General features: G+C 40.6%; 16 protein-coding genes. 8 read left to right on the forward strand and 8 right to left on the reverse strand.

Annotation, left to right across the window (positions count from 1 at the left end; genetic code table 11):
- Positions 1 to 241 precede the first annotated feature (241 nt).
- A complete protein-coding gene (locus tag H5160_RS04905; RefSeq protein WP_010554987.1) occupies positions 242 to 727 on the reverse strand; it encodes a hypothetical protein in 486 nt (161 codons plus the stop codon).
- Positions 728 to 1,423: 696 nt separating this feature from the next.
- Here H5160_RS04905 and H5160_RS04910 point away from each other — a divergent pair.
- From H5160_RS04910 to H5160_RS04920, 3 genes are all read left to right on the forward strand, one after another.
- Positions 1,424 to 1,921, forward strand: a complete 498-nt coding sequence (locus tag H5160_RS04910; RefSeq protein WP_182736953.1) for a GNAT family N-acetyltransferase — start codon at positions 1,424 to 1,426, stop codon at positions 1,919 to 1,921.
- A gap of 163 nt (positions 1,922 to 2,084) precedes the next feature.
- Positions 2,085 to 2,618, forward strand: a complete 534-nt coding sequence (locus tag H5160_RS04915; RefSeq protein ID WP_182736954.1) for a hypothetical protein — start codon at positions 2,085 to 2,087, stop codon at positions 2,616 to 2,618.
- Between the two features lie 863 nt (positions 2,619 to 3,481).
- Positions 3,482 to 3,967, forward strand: a complete 486-nt coding sequence (locus tag H5160_RS04920; RefSeq protein ID WP_170071579.1) for a hypothetical protein — start codon at positions 3,482 to 3,484, stop codon at positions 3,965 to 3,967.
- Between the two features lie 117 nt (positions 3,968 to 4,084).
- Here the strand turns inward: H5160_RS04920 and H5160_RS04925 are convergent, their stop codons facing one another.
- The 6 genes from H5160_RS04925 to H5160_RS04950 all read right to left on the reverse strand — a co-directional run bounded on the left by H5160_RS04925 (position 4,085) and on the right by H5160_RS04950 (position 11,392).
- A complete protein-coding gene (locus tag H5160_RS04925) occupies positions 4,085 to 5,179 on the reverse strand; it encodes an OprO/OprP family phosphate-selective porin (RefSeq protein WP_182736955.1) in 1,095 nt (364 codons plus the stop codon).
- A gap of 1 nt (position 5,180) precedes the next feature.
- On the reverse strand, positions 5,181 to 5,768 hold the full coding sequence (locus H5160_RS04930) for a DUF4956 domain-containing protein (protein WP_033022227.1): 588 nt from the start codon (positions 5,766 to 5,768) through the stop codon (positions 5,181 to 5,183).
- A gap of 1 nt (position 5,769) precedes the next feature.
- The gene (locus tag H5160_RS04935; RefSeq protein ID WP_182736956.1) at positions 5,770 to 6,684 is read right to left on the reverse strand and encodes a polyphosphate polymerase domain-containing protein; all 915 of its coding nucleotides are present in this window, start codon (positions 6,682 to 6,684) and stop codon (positions 5,770 to 5,772) included.
- 77 nt (positions 6,685 to 6,761) lie between these two features.
- Positions 6,762 to 9,320 (reverse strand): CotH kinase family protein, encoded by a 2,559-nt coding sequence (locus tag H5160_RS04940; RefSeq protein ID WP_182736957.1) that lies wholly within the window; start codon positions 9,318 to 9,320, stop codon positions 6,762 to 6,764.
- Between the two features lie 223 nt (positions 9,321 to 9,543).
- The gene (locus H5160_RS04945) at positions 9,544 to 10,671 is read right to left on the reverse strand and encodes a zinc-binding dehydrogenase (RefSeq protein WP_182736958.1); all 1,128 of its coding nucleotides are present in this window, start codon (positions 10,669 to 10,671) and stop codon (positions 9,544 to 9,546) included.
- A gap of 43 nt (positions 10,672 to 10,714) precedes the next feature.
- The gene (locus H5160_RS04950) at positions 10,715 to 11,392 is read right to left on the reverse strand and encodes a glutathione S-transferase family protein (RefSeq protein ID WP_182736959.1); all 678 of its coding nucleotides are present in this window, start codon (positions 11,390 to 11,392) and stop codon (positions 10,715 to 10,717) included.
- A gap of 174 nt (positions 11,393 to 11,566) precedes the next feature.
- Between H5160_RS04950 and H5160_RS04955 the strand changes: the two genes are divergently transcribed.
- The 4 genes from H5160_RS04955 to H5160_RS04970 all read left to right on the forward strand — a co-directional run bounded on the left by H5160_RS04955 (position 11,567) and on the right by H5160_RS04970 (position 15,854).
- Positions 11,567 to 12,478: a LysR family transcriptional regulator gene (locus tag H5160_RS04955; RefSeq protein ID WP_182736961.1), complete on the forward strand. Its 912-nt coding sequence runs from the start codon at positions 11,567 to 11,569 to the stop codon at positions 12,476 to 12,478.
- A 242-nt stretch (positions 12,479 to 12,720) separates the two neighbouring features.
- Positions 12,721 to 14,688 (forward strand): hypothetical protein, encoded by a 1,968-nt coding sequence (locus H5160_RS04960; RefSeq protein WP_182736963.1) that lies wholly within the window; start codon positions 12,721 to 12,723, stop codon positions 14,686 to 14,688.
- 107 nt (positions 14,689 to 14,795) lie between these two features.
- Complete coding sequence (locus H5160_RS04965; RefSeq protein ID WP_182736964.1) at positions 14,796 to 15,254, forward strand: thioredoxin family protein; 459 nt, start codon at positions 14,796 to 14,798, stop codon at positions 15,252 to 15,254.
- 213 nt (positions 15,255 to 15,467) lie between these two features.
- Positions 15,468 to 15,854, forward strand: a complete 387-nt coding sequence (locus tag H5160_RS04970) for a hypothetical protein (RefSeq protein WP_182736966.1) — start codon at positions 15,468 to 15,470, stop codon at positions 15,852 to 15,854.
- Positions 15,855 to 15,919: 65 nt separating this feature from the next.
- Here H5160_RS04970 and H5160_RS04975 read toward each other — a convergent pair whose 3' ends face one another.
- Positions 15,920 to 16,798: a LysR family transcriptional regulator gene (locus tag H5160_RS04975; RefSeq protein WP_182736968.1), complete on the reverse strand. Its 879-nt coding sequence runs from the start codon at positions 16,796 to 16,798 to the stop codon at positions 15,920 to 15,922.
- Between the two features lie 121 nt (positions 16,799 to 16,919).
- Between H5160_RS04975 and H5160_RS04980 the strand changes: the two genes are divergently transcribed.
- Positions 16,920 to 17,996: a YeiH family protein gene (locus tag H5160_RS04980; protein WP_182736970.1), complete on the forward strand. Its 1,077-nt coding sequence runs from the start codon at positions 16,920 to 16,922 to the stop codon at positions 17,994 to 17,996.
- Positions 17,997 to 18,012: the final 16 nt, after the last annotated feature.

Consider the following 18,012-nt stretch of genomic DNA (forward strand, 5'->3'; position numbering starts at 1 on the left):
GCTCACGCCCCTTACCTACATCCATGTAGGCAACAAAGAGTTAATCGTCCCTAGAAAGAACCCAAAGGGCAGTGCATGTTTGGTATTTATGCTGCGTTATCGCCTATTTATGGGGAGTAACCACACTACATAGGCTCTGCCTTGCCTAAAAACCAAACATACTGCTGTAAATTCACCCACCAAAGTTCAACACGCCCTAACAACTTATAAGTAGTGTCGCGTAATTTAAGTGCAGTTTGCATTAAAACAGCGATAAAAACGTAGAGCCCATACTTGCAAAGTAGCTACGAACGCCCTGTGACTTGGTATGTTCAGTTTTTATTTGCTCAGGAATATAGCCTTGCTCAAATGCTTTAATGTACACATCGAGTTGCTGGCTTTCTTTTAAGGTCGTGTTTTTTCCGTGCAGCATCATTTGCACTACAAAACACTGGCTTTGTGTAATGTTACTTAAAGTAAGATTTACAGTACCAGATTCAAGGTCTGCATTGCTCAGCGTTTTTTCAGTAAAATACTGCGCCCCACGCGCACTGGGCTGCGTTGCACTTAGTGAAATAACATCGCTCTCATTTGCGCCATCAGGCAACACACACTGCAGCGTAATGTTATGCGCAGCATTGGCTTTTAGCGATAGCTTTTCATATTCCATAGCGTGGCTCATCGCCGCAGACATAGAATCATCAAATGATTGCAGTGCAAATGTTAGTTGCACTAAGGGTGTACTCATCTTACTTAATCTTCTTGAGTCTATTCATTTATCGGATAGAGATTATCGCGGATCAAAGTTACAGATTTATGACTAATTGCATTATTTAGTACAATTATTGAGTAGTTTGATCAAAGAGGATCTTTTTGTTCTTTCTCATCCAACTTTGGAATGTTTTATCACACATCTGGAATGAAGAGCCATATGTGGCAGTGCTTGTAGCGATGGTGCTTCCGTTCCTTATTTGGGTTCTTTTCATAGGGGACAGAATTTTGTTTTTAGGCTTAAACTAATTAAACAGAGATTCCCAACTAAAATTCTATACTTTATCTTTTTTGGTTTATTACTGTATGGATAGCGGTTTATTGTTGTACCTCATATTAATAGAGCGGTGTTAGCGGCCAAGATAAATGTCGCAATGCAAATGTTCTAAGGCGGTTATGAGCGAAAACCAGTTATTGAGATTGGCTAAATATAGTAGTTAATTGATTGGTCAAACTGCTTTTTGCGCATATATTCATGAAAATGCGCGCTGCGCGCAAATTGGATTATTAACTTCACCTAAAAACTTTAGAAAACTTAGTTATAGTAATACCTTAGGTTATTTGTTAAAACTATATCATGCAGAAAAATGAGCGTAGCGTCGGCAAAAATATGCGCGATGAGCGCACTATTAAATTGCTAGGTGTTCGGCAGATCTTACACTAGGGATATAACTTGAAAATTAGACACTTAGAAGAATTTGATCATAAAGATCTTCATAATATTTATAGCTTTAAGGAAGTAATGGCAAATACATCACAACTTCCTTTTTTGAGCTCTTCGCAAGTTTCAAATCTCTTTTCAGCATCAAATCAATACACGTTAGTCGCAGAAGTTGATGGTAAGGTGGTTGGACACGTGACGCTATTCCTAACGGATAAAGTTCGGGATAAGCATACTGCTTCTATTGCCATCGCTGTTCACCCTGAAAGTCACGGACAAGGTGTCGGAAAAGCCTTGATGCATGAAGCAATCAATCAAGCTGATAATTGGCTTAATTTAGTTCGTGTTGAATTAGAGGTTCATGCTGATAATCTTTCAGCCAAAGCTCTGTATGAAAAGGTAGGCTTTGAAACTGAGGGCATTAAGCGTTTGAGTACATTCAAAAGTGGACGGTATATAGATATGGTTATCATGTCCAGAATCAGCCCTGCACATGGAATGAACGCATAACAAAGCGTTTAAGGCAGATTCGCAACGCATGGCATTCTTGGTTCAAATGAGTTTTGTGTTTACGGTGTAATGGTTAAGGTTAGACGTAGGCGTCGCTCACTACTTAGCGCGGCGTTATGTTGTTTTGCAAGTTAGTAGGAATTTTTAAAGGGATTTGAATTGAATGAAATTTTTCAAACTTACAGTGATAATATTATTTGCTTTAATTATTGGTGCAGCACTGTCATACCAGAAAATCATCTCAGACATATTGATACCACAGTATGTTGACTGGGCTTATGAAACTGAAAGAAAAGGCTCGGAGTCAGGAATTCCGCTAAATTCACGAGAATTAGCTTTGGCAGCTGATATAGGAATTCAAAAACCAGAGAAAGTCAGGATTGTACATGTTGAAGAAGTACCCTTTCCATTCGAAAACTTCGCTCTAAAAACACTAGGTGAAGCACTAGGTTTTATTGGTGAAGGTATTACCAATAACGCTCAGGCTTTCAGATATTCTATTTATGTTCATAATGGATATGAGCTCAATAGGCCAAAATTGGCTCATGAATTGGTTCATGTGCTACAAATCGAAAGATCTAGTCTTGACCAAGTGATAACTCAGCACTTCTCTGACATAGCTGAATTTGGTTATGACAAAGCACCTTTAGAAGTCGAGGCTTTTAAAGCAAATAAACAGTATGCAGCTGATTGGTAATTAAACGTTGAAAAATCACATTAAGTCGGTCGCAAGCTCCCTGGGACAGTAATACGTGGACTCAGTCGCTTCGCTCCAAATTTTAGCCCACGTGTTATTGCCCCTAAGCGGGGTGGTAGTGTTCAAGGAGGTTTCAGCTGAGAGTCAAGGCTAGCAAAAAGTTAAAAGCTGAAATGTTCAAAAGAGTTTTGATCGCTTTAGTACTTTTTGGAATCGGAGTTTATATTCTAGGTTCACCTGATGGAGTTTGCTTTGAGATATTATCTCGCGATCTCTGTAACTCCGAAGATAAAGCTGTAATTTTTCATTGGATACTGTTTTTTGATTCTCTTTTACTCGCATATGTTATGTTGCCCTTTTTTCACTTAGGCGCTATGAAATTTATTATTAAAGCAAAGAACACTAACAAGAAAATCAACAAGGACTAAAAACAGTGGGCTTTTGCTCCTGCGTCGCCTATTTTAGCCAACAATTTTTGGGTCAAAAGAGTCAAATTTTGACTTCATACATCAAGGTTTGCCAGTGCCTGCTGATGTCGCACTAGCGAAGTTTGCCAGAGTACGCCTATCAAATTAACTATATCCTTAAACCTTTAATGTACTTGAGTGGCTAGCAACGTACGGGTGATCCCTTCCAGCGTTAATTGAGAAATAAGCTCAATTCCAGCATTGAATGGGAAATATTCCAAATTCCCATTGGAAATTCACTTATCAAAGCCTCGCCTTATATAAAGCCCTGTTTCAAGCTTGAATGAGAAAGAATATAAGTGAGGTTGTTTTAGCTGTTTAGAGGTTATATTTAGAACCTCTCTTAGTGTTATGGTAATACTAAGCAAATAAATTTTAGAAATAAGGTATTTATAGGTGTTTTTTAATAGGGCAGTGTTTTTAGTTTTTACTTTATTATCGGGCTGTTCTATAGCTAAAAGCGTTGATTCGTTTTCTTTAAGCGAAATGAGTGAAACACAATACTTACTTGAAACAGCAGCGCAGCCCACGATTAAAGTTATTGCTGATGTGCAAGGAGCTGACGAGCTAGAATTAGTAAAAGTTTATGATTTAACGTGTAATGGTGTTAACTACCAAGTGCCTGCCGTTAAGGGAGATATCGAAAACGCGGTGTCTATTACTGAACACATAGAGTATTTTATATTTAAAAACGTAGGCGATAATTTATCAGCGATTAAAACAATCGGATCTATTGAGGTTAAAAGGCGAAGTGACGGTATTGTAGTGAATGAGCACACCATCGACCCATCACTGACCAGTTTTAATAAAAACCTGTGTAACAGTATTAACCGCAGCGGCGATATGGATTACCCAATACAATTTGCAGGCGCTGGTAATTAGTATTTAAAAACTAACTTAAATATTATTTACTAAGTAACTATAAAGCCCCTGTGTTAAACGTAACGTTTAACACAGGGGCTTTATAGTTTTAGGCTAAACGACTAAACACCAAGCGCATTAAAACGAATATTGCAGCCTTAATGAGATTGCATTGCCCGATGTGATAGTACCGCCTGCCTCAAAGTAGTCGGCTTTAATGTAGTCGGCCATAAACTTTATGTTTTTGTTTACGGTGTAGTTAACACCAAGGGAGTAGGTTTTTGCGTCTTGGTTTTCTTGCTTGAGCTTAAGTAAGCTATAGCGGCCAGTGAGCTCCCAGCCTGGCTCTGAGCTTGCGCCTAGTTTTGCGTTTTTATACTTGCGGTATCCGCCCGTTAGTTGATAACCAAATTGCAAATAGCCGCCTTCGTAATCATTGGTTGACTCTTCAATACTGGTTACTTGTGCTTGTTGCCACTCGGCCATCATGGTCAATCTGTCTTTAAGCCATAACAGCTCTATACCTTGCTGCGAGAGGTTATCGGCATTAATTTTATCGCCTTCTATTAATGAGTCGGCGGTATAAACTTCAAGTGGCTCATTTACTCTAAATTCGTTACCGTCGTACTGCCTCTCACTAAATGCGACGCCTAAGTGTAATAGGTTGGTATCTTGCTGCCATGGCACCCAGGCTACCCGCCCTGTAATAGCTGATGTTGCTTCGTCTTCGTCGGGCTGATAATAACCAAGTTGCCAATTTACTGAGGCTATCTCTCCTGAAAGGCTAATACCTAAACTTCGCCCTGGCGAAAACGCTTCGCTTATCATGCTGCGTTCAAGCATTAATAAATTACGAGAGCTGGTTAGTTTTTCTAGGCCAAAACCTTCTTTTTGCTGGCCTATGGTTAAATCAGCATATCTCCAGCCTGAGTATTCTAGGTAGGCGTCTTTTATTTCGGTTTCGCCATCGGCAAAGCCAAGCTGAAATTTACTTTTCCAGTCTTTGCTTATGTCTGATTTAAAACTTAGGCGAGCGCGGCGTATTTCTGAGGTACTTTCTGAGCTGCTGCTGTCGTATTGCTCCTCTAATAATGAGGTATCAAACTTGTTGTAGTCGAGCATGATATAGCCGCTTAGGTCTATATCATCGTTAATTTTGGCAAAGCTTGCGTTACTAACAAAACAACAAAGTGTTGAAAGCGCCACGGTAGAAATAGTTAGTTTAGAGGTCATGTTAGGCTACCTTTGTTTGTTTTTCGGCTAAGTAGCTCACTTTTAGTTGGGCTACATCTTTTAAAAAGTCGATGTGCTCTATGTCTACAGCAACTACGTTTAGGCCTGTGCGCAGTTTTAAATCGTTGATGAGTGTGGCTTGGTTTTGCGGGGTTATGTTTTCTATGCGCTCGTAGCAAACGCTTTGTACTTCGTAGCGTTTTACAAATATGCTTGAGTCAATTACAAAGGCAATTAAGCAAATTATGCCGTTAAGAATACTTAGCTCAATTAAGCTCATTTGCCCTACAGAGGTAAGTAAAGCAATAGCAGTAACAAGGAATAAGTAAGTCATTTCTTTAATCGAAATAGACTCAGTGCGGTACCTTAGCATGGTAAATACGGCAAATAGACCAAATGCAAATTCCATTGACATATCAACGCCATGCAGCAAAAAGGTAATAATAAAAACGCCTACGCCAAATAAAATAAACGAGCCTGCCACCACTGCATTTTTACTTATGCGAAAGTAACAGCCATAGCAAAGTACAGCCAGCGATAGGATGTTTACTAAAAAACGGGAAAGAAAAATAAGATCTAATTTTGTCATTTTAATTATTCTCTAAAGGTAAAAGCGGGTTAGTGCGGTTAAGGTGTTTTAAACGGGCTAAAACGGGTTTAAAGCGGTTTACTTTTAAGCGCTCGGGGTAGAGCAAAGCACAGCCAATGCAGTATTTACTAAACGAGGCAGGGAATATGTGGTGTTTGCTCATCAGCTTATAAAATGGCGAGTGTTTTGTTTTTTTACGTTGCTTAAGTTCGGCAATAAAAAAGCCCGGTAGGGTTATTTTGTTATCGCCTTTTGGGGTGTTGTACCACAGGTTAAAATCAAGCGTTAAGCGTTCGGCTTTTTCTTCGTTGGCTAAAGCTATACGGTTATAGCCGCTTTGTTGGGTTACGTTTAAATGTGCAAAGCTGTTTTTCATTTGTTCTTTCATAAACGCAGTACAATGAGCTTGCTCGTTGTTTTTTTCGAGCTTGATACGTGTTTTAACCGTACGGCTTTGATTGTTTTTTAGTTTTACTTCTAGGTATTCGGTGGCGGTATCAACGTAGCGTCTTTGGCGCACTTTGTATCGATTAAGCTTACCGTTATGGTGGGCTTTGTATAAATCAAGCTCGGGCGTATCAAAGTACTGATTATAGTAAGAAAATAAACGCTTACCTTGTATATCAAGCACACGGTACTGGCCTTGTAAGTGAGTTAGTAGCTCAGGTAAAAAAGACAGTGGCAGCATAAACTTGCTGTCTACACGGTTCATTAAGTTGGCGTTATTAAGATCTTTTAATCCGTAGCCTTCAAACGGGGTGAGTAGCTCGTTAATTAATGTTGATAATGGGCTATCAGCGGTTGGCTTTTCAGGTTGGGCCTGCTTATTTTTAGTGTTTATTGCAGTAATTGCTACTGGTGAGATTGAAGTATCCTTTTCAAAAAATTCATCCTTTAAACGTGCTTGAATTGTCATAATTTTCTCAGACTATTAAATTGCAAAGTTACAGAGTGCAGTGCCAGCGTGCTGGCACTGCATGAAGGATGGGTTGTTTATCTAGAGCAAAAGCCGCTGCCGTCGCCGGCTGAGGGCAATGTGCCATCAAGCTGCGCGGCCATATTTGCTACGCGGTACTGCATAAACGACGTTAAACCGTAAAACTGCCCCGTAGTAGAGGTTAGGTTTTGCTCAAAGTAATCTGAGCCGTAAAAACTAGTGGGGTCGTTTTGTACGTGCTCACGGATTAAGTCGGCTATTTCATTTACGCGGGCACTAAATGTGTCGCTTGAAAGTGAACCATTAATAAGTTGCGTTAAGTAACTGTGGTACACATCAAGGTTGCTTTGCTCGGCAAATACATTAGCAATTAACGGGCGCTCATTTAATGCGCCGCTTACTGGCTCATCAATGTAGAGCTCTCTTACATCTACGCCATTACAATTCATGTTAAAGGTGCCAAATGACTCATTAAAATCCCATGGCAAAATGCTAAATACGCCATCGTCATCGTAAATATAATAGTTATGAGCAAGCGTACCGTGGTAGCTATCTAAATTAGAAAGCGAAGTGCTAACCGACATATATCGTAAAAGTGTATCTACCTCTATGGCGCTGGTTTCGCCGTCATCGAGCGATTCTACAAAGTTAATAAATGCGCCGTTATCGGTGGTGTCTTCGTTGGTTTGTAAGTTTATGTCGGTGTAGCTTTGTATGTCGTCACCTAGCCATAATAAATCGCTGCCTGTGCCATCAGGCTTGTATAAATCGCCGTTACTGTTGGCAAAGTGTTTTTCTACAAATTCTCCATCTATGGCTTCTACCATTAAGTACAAACCAAATAGTTCGCCGTTTACATAAAAGTTAACGTAAGCATGCTCAGGCGTTGGTACGCCCATTTCGTCCATTAGGTCGTAGGCAATTACTTCACGCATGTACGACGGGTCGTTAAACGAGTTTTGCAGTGTGAATTTTTTTAGCCCAAAAAACTTTTGGCCCGACACGTATTCGTTAATGTCGACCTTAAAGCTGTATCGGTCACTGCTAGAGTTGGCAACACTGCTTAAGCTTGAGCCGCCTTTAGTGCGAATAGCCACGCTATCGAGTGTTACACCGTTAAAAGTAATAGCAGTTTCGTGATATTCCTCATCAAGTGGGTTATCTAGAATGTCTTGCCAGTTTTCGTCGGTAATTGTAATAGAAAGCGTATTAACAGCTGTAGGTGTAAATGCGGTTGCAACGGTATTCTCGCTACCTGGAGTAGGGGTTAAAAACGCATGAGTAAAGTCGGTGCTGTTACTTAGGCCGTAACTAAAGCCTGTGGCTACATCGCTTTCGTCCCAATCAATGTAGTCAATTACTTCATCGTTGAGTATTAAGCTTAACTCGTCTTCTTTACCTAGTTTAAACGGGACGTAGTAAGTACCTGGATCTTCATCGGTGGCATAAATAGTAATGTATTGGCCTGCGTATAAATCTATGTCGGGCAGGGTTACTGGGTCTATGTCGTCGCTTTCATCAATAACGTGGTAGTTGGCTAAGTTAATAGTATTTTCGCTGTTATTGTATAGCTCAAACCAGTCGTTGCCATCGTCTGCAGCGCTTGCCACCACTTCGTTAATAACGAGTGGTCCGTGAGTTGCTTTGCTATTTTGACTAAGCTCTGTTGGAGTTAATACCGCTGTTGCATCGCTGCCATCTGGGTAGCGGCCATAGCTGTAACCACTCAAGGCTTGGCCTTTTTTCCACGATAACTGCTCTATAATTACATTGTTACTGTAAAGGCTTACGGTATCGCTTGAGCCTAATTTAAACGCTACGCTTGGGAGGTCGCCTAAATCATCGGTGCTGGCGTAAATACGATAAAACTCACCGGGCGCTAAAGTAATGTCGGGTAGGGAAAATTGCTCGTTATTGTCATCACTTAGTGTGTAGTCAGCTAAATAAACATCGCTACTGCTTGTTACATAAAGCTCTATCCAGTCCTCGGAGCCGCTGCTGTCTTTTGCTACTACTTCGTTTATACGCAGTGGGGCATCTTCAGCAATTAGCGTGGTAACAAGTGTTGAGGTGTCGGCTGTTTGGTTAGCTGCGCCCTGTGTTGGTGTTAATGTTTGCGCGGTGCCGGTGCCGTCGGTGTATAAGCCGTAGCTAAAACCTTCAGCGGCTTCGCCTTCTTCCCAATCAAGTACAGACACCGCAGTGCTATTTTCATAAAGCGTAACAGCGTCGTCGCTACCTAGTTTAAAGGTAACGTAATAACCATTATCGGGCGGTGTGTCGGTTTCATCAATGGCTTGAATAACAATAAACTCTCCTTGCGAAAGCGCTACTGCGGGTAATGCTTGAGGCTCTCTGTCGGCGTTATCATCAACAAGTGAAAATACCGACAAATCGGCTATATCTTCAGTGGCATATAGCTCAATCCAATCGTAGGAGGTATCACTTGGGCTTGCGACAATTTCATTTATAACTAAGCCAGTTGACGTGATTGTTGATGATGAATCAGTACTTTGCTCTGTGCTAGTGTCGGTAGTTTGCTCAGCACCGCCGCAGCCATACAATAATGTAGTAGAGGCAATAACTGAATAAAATATAAAAGGTTTTATATTCATGTAGGCACGCTTATTATTTTATTAAAGTGGATAAACTATAAGAATAAAAGGTGCAAACAATGTGTAAACATTCAGTAAATTACGTTTTTGTGATGGTTTTATGACAGGCTTTTAAGGACGCGTTAACTGCAAACCTAGCAATAGTAGAGTGCGTATATTTAAACGTAAAAAAGCAGATACCTAATTAGCATCTGCTTTTTAATTTTTAACGAAGAATATTTAATTAAGCTTGAGGTTTAATTAAGTACTTTTCGCCGGTGGCTTGTTTAGAATAAGCCGCGATTGACTGTAAATGTAATACCTCAGCTAATGACACTTCGTGCGTGTAGTTACTCGCAAATGTAGTGGTGATTTCATCAGCAACGCGTTTGCGCATTTTCATTACTGTATCTGTGCCTAATTTACCTAAAGCATTAAATAACAAGAACCCGTTTACAGCCCAAGCAAAGCCAAAGTTACGGTTTAATGTAATAGGGCCGCGGTCTAGTGCGCCATAAATGTACACTTGTTTAAATGTATCAGAGCCATAAATTGTGTGCTCTTTCATATCGCGCGCAGCTGCAACTTCCATACAGTTAAGAATGTCACTTGTTAGTTGGCCGCCACCAATAGGGTCAAACGCTATAGTTGCACCGGTTTCGATTATTGCAGCTGTTAGGTCAGCAAGAAAAGTGTCGCTGCTTGAGTTAACAATATATTTTGCACCCATATCGCGCAGTAATTTTTCTTGTTCTGGTTTGCGAACAATATTAATTAAATCAACGCCATCGGCAATGCAAATACGGTTTAGCATTTGGCCAAGGTTAGAGGCCGCTGCGGCGTGAATAATGGCTTTATGGCCTTCGGCGCGCATGGTTTCTACCATTGCTAGTGCGGTGAGTGGGTTAACAAAAGATGATGCACCTTCTTTTGCGGTAGTCCCTTCTTTTAGCTCTAGGCAACTTTGTACATTGGCACATATAAATTGACGATACGTACCGCCACCAATAACAGCCACTGTTTTGCCCATTAATGCCTGTGCGGCTGGCGATGAGCCTGCTGCCACTACGGTGCCCGCGCCTTCATTACCTACGGGTGTTGCTTTACCTACACGGGTTTTAAGTGATGGCATAAATTGCGCTGGAACATCGGCAGTAATTACTGGGTCTTCATCAGTACCCGATTGCTTTGCAGTAGACATATCAGCTGCGCTGAATAAAACGCCTAAGTCTGATGGGTTTAATGGTGCAGCTTCAATACGAATAACCACTTCATCAGCATTTGGCTTTGGCATCTCGATGTTTTTTAAAGCAAGTGTTAGGGTGTTGTCGTTGCTAATTGTTGAAGTAAGTTGTGTATTTGTATCTGTCATAAGACTGTTCCTATAAATTGAGAATGGTTAGCGTATAGCGTAATTACTTGCTTTGAGCTGCCTGTATTTGCGCTTTCACTTTTTGCATAAATTCAGCCATATTTGATTGGCGATCGGCCTCTATGCTTTGGGTAATAGCTAATTGGCTCATTGTTTCGTTCCACTCTTTCATGCCGTGTACTTGTGCAAGTACATCCCAATCAAGCTGGCTTGAGCCAAAGGCGCTAACTATGGTGTTTACGTAATAAACGTAAATGTCTGCCATTGTAAATTGCTCGCCTGCAATCCAAGGCGAAAACTTACACACGCTACTCAAAGCGGTTACGCCACGCGTTAATACTTGGCGTACTTCGCCTTTAGTTGTGTCGGTTACTTCAGCGCCTGAAAATACATAAGGGATAAACCGTCTGCTTGGCAGTTCAAAATAGAGCTCTGCCATTTTCATAATTTGACGTACAACTGCGCGCTCACCTGCATCTTTAGGATATAGCGGGGTTTGTGGGTACGACTCTTCAATAAAGTCGCAAATAACACTCGACTCAGAAATATTAAGGCCATTAGCTGTTGTGATTGCAGGCACTTTGCCTGCAGGGCTGATTGCTAATAACTCTTCGCTACCGCCGTAAACAAGGTGTTCTTTAAATGACAGTTGTTTGTGTAAAAGTACATGTTTAACTAGGTTGTAATAGTTGCTAGCAGCAAAACCGTGCAAAGTAATCATAAGTCAGCTTTCCATCATTAACGTGAAGATACTCATTGCCAAAAAATGCAATTTAAGTCCCTGTCTTTAGGTTGAGTACATTATTACTTGTTTTAATTTGCTTATATATAGGGGGAAATGCGAATCACTTTTGTCTTTAAGACAATAAAGCATTTTATTTAATGGAGAGGCAACTTGGATCAACTAAAAGCCATACGGTATTTTATTAAGGTGGTTGAAACGGGCAGTTTTACCAAAGCCGCCAAAGCTTTTGATGTGCCGCCTTCGTCGTTGTCGAGGCGAGTTGCTGATTTAGAAAAAAGCCTAGGGGCTACGCTTTTAAAGCGTTCGACCCGCATAGTTAAATTGACCGAAGTTGGGCAAATTTACTATAACGATGTTCAGCAAATATTAAATCAGCTAGAGCAAAGCCACGAAACTGTACGCAGTTATCAAACAACACCAATGGGGCGATTATGTATAAGCTCAATGGTAAGTTTTGGTGACAAAATATTACTGCCTCTGCTTGATGAATTTAGCGCGCTATACCCCGAAATTATATTAGATGTTAGCTTAAGTGATGAACTGTCGACACTTGGGCGTGACGATGTTGATATTGCTATTCGCGGTGGCTATGCGCCAAATGAACGCGTGTTGGCAATAAAACTAATGGATAACGGCTTTATTCCTGTTGCGTCACCCTGCTATTTACAAAAATACGGTGTACCTACTAATGCTATGGAATTAAAGGGCCACAGTGGTCTTTATTTTAAAACGCCAGCGGGGCCAACGCCTTGGTTATGTAAAGTGGATGAGCAATGGCACGACGTTTCTGGGCCTGCGGTCGCTATTTCAAATAACGGATCGTGGCTGGCTAAAAAAGCGTGTAATGGCGAGGGCATTTTAATGTCAACTCGGTGGGCGCTCGACTCATACCTTGAGTCTGGCCAGTTGCAAGAGCTTAAGTTTGAGCATGAATTAGCGATAAGCCAAAATGCGACTATGGCGGTTTATTTGTTGTATCAAAAGCAGCGCTATTTAGTACCAAAGGTAAAAGCGGCGGTCGACTTTTTAGTACAAAGAATAAAAGAAACAAATGAAGAGTAATGAGCGAACAGAATAGCCCTTAATAGTCAGGTGGGTAGTAGATAAATAGAGTGGTGAATTGGTGAATTGTCGGATGGCGCTGCGCTTATCCGACCTACGCTTATTCGATTTAGATTTATGCTTATTTAATTTATTAATGGGTTGTTTGTATAAATAATAGGTAAAAAACGTCTCCTTAAGCTAAAGCTTTTAATGCTGCGTCCGATAAATTACTTAATAGGGTTAAGCGGTTAAGGATAATCATGGTTAATAATACACTCGCCAGCCAGGCTAATTTAAGCACTTTACTTGCCCAATCAGTTAATAACGCTAACCAAAGCTCTGTGAGTCCTTCGCTACACACCAGCAGCGACCTTCAAGCTATTAATGATTTACAAACTAACGAGTCAAAAATAACCGATGGGTTATTAAGCCAGTTAAATAATGAAACTCTTGATGAAGCACTAGCCAGTAATCAAAAGGTAGAGGACGTGTTAAAGCAGCAACTTACCTCGTTATTTACTATTTCAAGCACGCCGAGCACGCTTAACTATAAACTCTCCGATGAAGAACTCGCCCTGCGCACCGTAATAAGCTCTCAGCATGAGGGGTTATTAAAAAACGAAAACAGCACCCAATTAATTGAGCGATTAAATACATCAGTTAAAAATATTCAGGGTGCTTATGCTAATACCAGCGATATTTTATCGAGTTTAGGTCAGCTTGGGCATGAGCAAAAAACGTTTTTAGCCTCAAGCCAGCAACGTGTTGAGCGCTCACTTAATCCATACATGGAAAGCCTTAATCGCGCAAAATACGAGGATGACGATAACTACCTGTTTGAGCTCTCGGTAAAAACTAAAGAGGGTGGTGTTATAAACATTACCTTTAACTCATCGCAAGGTTATGACGAAGAAACAGGTGAAGCGATAGATGGCTTTGGCATAAGTTACGAAGTTAATGGTAATTTATCTGAGGCTGAACATGGCGCTTTAACGCAGGTTATGGCGGGTGTTGGCGAAATGGCCGATGAATTTTTTAAAGTGAGTGATAACTCATTTAATCCTCTTATAGTGCCAAACCAAACAGACATGAGTTTAGATTTTTTAGCAGGGTTTAATAGTAAGCAGCTAACAGGCTTTGATGTGTCGTTTTCAACAACGCAAAATAAAGATCTTGATTCGAAAGAGAACACGCTTGATTTAAGTTACTCCATTGATGAAGCATCAAACCAGCAAGCACTTGTGTTTAAAGCCACAGGTGGGCAAAACGACATTGATTTTGCACTTGATATGTCAACCATTGGCGCTAAAGACACGCAGCAAATGCAGCAGTATTTAGCGTCGCTCGATCAAAGCTTAGAAGATAGCCGAGTAAACAGTACCAAAGACGATAAAGAGTCGGCATTTGGGCGAAAAGGCGATGAGGCAATGCAGCAAGGCTTTGCATTATTTAAAGACGCTTTTGCGAGTATGTCGTCGGCGGCTGAGCGTTATAGCAATTTGGAGTTGCTTGCAGATCAGCACTTTAATGACGGGCGCCCTATGGTAGCCGATTTAGTTGATAACATGGTCGCAAACGATAGCCGTTACCAAGGGCTAGGTAATAAAGCACCGAATACATTAGGAGCGGGGATTTCTAAGCTCGCTGATTTTGATGCTACATTTTCTTATGCGCTGGATAACGGCGACTATCAGCCTAAAAGTACCATTGAGCTAAGCCAAGCGACTGATCAAACCCAATTAGGGGATCTTAGCGGTGTAACGCAAAGTAAAAATGTAAGTAGCCATTTTGATTATCAATACAGTCGCCCTGATTACTACAACAAAGAAGAGAGTTATAACGTAGGGTCTGCGGTTAAAAATAAAGAACTTGTGGGGCTCGATCAGTCTCACGAGGTTGATGTTGATACAAAAATGTATGCGTTTAACCCGCAAACTAACCAATATGAGCTGCAAATGGCGATGCAAGAGCAAACAGTTAGTAAAAGCGACATTCGCTTAATTGACGATATTTGGCTTGAAGAAAACGAAAACAGCTACTCAATGCATAAAAAAGAGCGCGATGAGAGTGATGACAAGCAAGATGATTTTATAGAAACAAACCGTCACTCACACACCAAGCTTGTTACCTTAATTGGTGACTTAGATAAGTTAGCCGAGAATAAAGACGTAAGGCGAGAATATTTAACTAACTTATCGCAAGTTAACTTTTTTATGGATAAAAAGTAACGCTTTAGAGTTGTTCACTCCACACTCAATATTGGGTATAGTCGTTAAATGCTTTATTTAATACCTAACTTTAATACCTAATTTAATATCTAATTAAGAGCAACCTTATGTTTAAACAATTAATTTTATTGTGTGCTTTAAGCATGCCGTTATTAAGCTGTGCTGCTGACGCACCATTTTCGGGGGGTATTACAACTGATGTACTGCTAAGCGACTACGACAAATTTAACGAGCAATACAAAGCATTTACGCCAACAGCACAAGACATTGCGTTAATGCAAAAGCTAGAAGGTAAAGAGCTAATTGTATTATTTGGCACATGGTGCCACGACAGTGAGCGCGAAGTGCCGCGTTTAATTAAGTTACTAGATGAATCAAAAGTACAACTTGCAAGCATTAAATATGTTGCCGTAGGTTACAACAAGCAAGACGATGCAGGTATTGCACTGGCTAACGACTTGCAATACACCCCTACGTTTATTGTTAAGCAAAATGGCAAAGAGTTAGTACGCGTAATTGAAAAGCCATCGGGCACATTGGCACAAGATTTAACTAAGGGTTTGTGAATTCAGCTTGGGGATATAAGAGCTTACGGATTTTGCTAATAGATTTATGGGTAGCTGGTGAACTGCTATGAGTGATCTCTTAAAATTACAATGCGTGAAGTCGGGTTTGATCCATTTGGCTGAGCAAAAATAGGAATTCAGTTATGGTTTGCATATCAATTAAAACAAATAAAAAACGAATTAATCTACAAGCTCGTTGTGGTATTTCTTAATATGTCTAAGGATCTACGTAAAAATTTGATTGCTGCGATTCTTAGTCCATTAATTGCATTACCAGTCCTTGGTTTTTGTTATTTTTATGCGGGTATCGAAAACTATACTTCTGTTAGTTCATTAATTTCAGGTGTTGGCTTTGGTGTATCAATAGGGGTGGGAAGTTTATTTTATTTTTATCCTTTAATGCTCATTTACGGATTACCTATTAGCTTATTACTCCAAAAGTTAAATTTATTTACATTACCGGTAGTTTTAATCTTAAGCATACTTCCAGTTTTTTTATTTAGTCTATTTAGTGAATTTAATCGTGAAACATTGGTTCTTCATTTATTAGTACTTTCAATGGGTTTAACTAGTTGGCTTACATATAATAAATTAAGGTAACACCACAATAAGCGATTAATGTTACACAACCGTTTTCTTACTCGGCTTACAGCTCAGATCAAACATTATTCACTAAACAGGTTTTTTTCGAACGCTTGCGCAGCATGTGAAGACGGTCTGTCTTTATAATGCAGTTGATAAAGTGGCCTAGAAAGTTGCTCGTTATTTTTTTGGCTCAGGCGTGTTAATTTACCTAGCTGCACTAAATCCTCAGTAACTACATTTGGCAATAAAGCGACCCCCATACCTTGAGCGACGGCCCTTGCTATGGCTTCGTTGCTGCCTAATTGCATACTGCGCTCTGCTATTACGCCATGTTGGGCTAATAACTTTACCGACATTTCTAAAGTACCCGAGCCCGGCTCGCGCAGTAGCCAAAATTGATTGTTTAACCATGCTTTTAAGTCTTTCGTGGGCTTAAAGTTACTCGGTATAACAACACTCATTAAATCGTTTTGCCAGTGCTTACTTATAATATGCGGCTCGGTTGGTGTGCCTTCAACCAGTGCTAAATCGATAGTGCATTCAAGTAGGGCGTGCTCAATTTGCGCTGTATTAGCCACTTGTACTTCTACTTTTATATCAGGGTACTGCGCGCAAAATTTAGCTAAGTAGGGCGGTAGCCAATAGCTGGCAATGGTTGTACTAGTGCCTATAACGAGCGTGCCACGCTTAAGCCCTGTGCGTGATTTAATATCTTCAATGGCTGCCTTTTCAATAGCAAAAATGCTACGTGCATGATCATACAAGGCTTGGCCGCCCTCGCTTAAGGTAAGTTTTTTGCCTTTAGATGCACGCTCTATAAGTTGAATATTTAATTGGTGCTCAAGCTCTTTTAGCGCTTTAGATACAGCCGGTTGGCTTATAAAAAGCGCTTCAGCTGCGCCTGAAAAACTACCAAGCTTTGCTACCGTATAAAACACCCGAAGTGCATGCAAGTTCATTGTGCCTCTCAAATTACATAACTTTAAGTTATCGAATCATGATTTTAATGTATTGGAGTTATATTTTGCGCTTTCATAAAATGAAGTCAACAGTTTAACGTTGTTCAATTGAGGGAATATTATGCTTAGCGCTATTAAAAATGGGTTTCAGCCTTTGGGTATTAATACTAAGCAATATGGCGATACGCGCTGGTGGTTAGGTATGCTGCTGGTGGTTGTTTTGGCGGGGGCATCTGTTGCATTAAGTAAGTTACCCATAATGCAAAGTGCGCAATTTAGCTCTTTAACTATTGGTATAGTGCTTGGCATTATTGTGGGTAACAGTGTGTTTTCGCGTATTGCTACGCAAACCGATATAGGTGTTGATTACGCTAAAAGTATATTGCTTAAAGCGGGGGTTGTGTTGTTTGGGTTTAGAATTACTTTTGCGCAAGTAGCGGGCGTAGGTTGGGAAGGCTTATTAACCGATGTTGTAATGCTGTTAGGCACATTTATTTTGGCAGTGCAGTTAGGTAAGCGCGTATTTAAGCTTGATGAACAAACAACCATATTAATTGGCGCAGGTAGCTCTATTTGTGGCGCAGCAGCTGTAATGGCAACCGAGCCTGTAATAAAAGCGCAGGCGCATAAAGTATCGGTAGCTGTAGCAACGGTGGTGGTGTTTGGCACGTTAAGCATGTTTGCCTACCCAATTATGTTTGATTACATGGGATTGAGCGAGCACGCTTACGGTCTTTTTGTAGGCTCAACTATTCATGAAGTAGCGCAAGTGGTTGCAGCGGGCACAGCTGTAAGCGCCAATGCTGCAGATACCGCCGTTATAGAAAAAATGCTAAGGGTGATGATGCTTGCGCCATTTTTAGTGGGCTTATCGTTTTGGCAAAGTAAAAAGCATGCAAATATAAACGCGCCTGGCGGCGAGCAAAAAGCGGGTATTACAATCCCTTGGTTTGCTGTGTTATTTATTGTGGCAAGTGGTGTACATTCGCTATCAGTTATTCCTCAAGTCGCTACAAGCGCAGTTGTTTGGTTTGATAATATATTACTCACCATTGCGATGGTGGCTTTAGGCTTACGCACACATGTAGGGGCAATTCGCCAAGCGGGTATTAAACCGCTGTTACTGGCGCTGTGTTTATTTTTGTTTTTAACATTGGGTGGTTACGCTATTAATATAGGCATTGCTGAGCTGTTTTAAACGTTACTTTGTAAAA

The sequence above is a fragment of the Pseudoalteromonas sp. SG43-4 genome, assembly GCF_014164325.1.
Taxonomy (GTDB): Bacteria; Pseudomonadota; Gammaproteobacteria; order Enterobacterales; family Alteromonadaceae; genus Pseudoalteromonas; species Pseudoalteromonas distincta.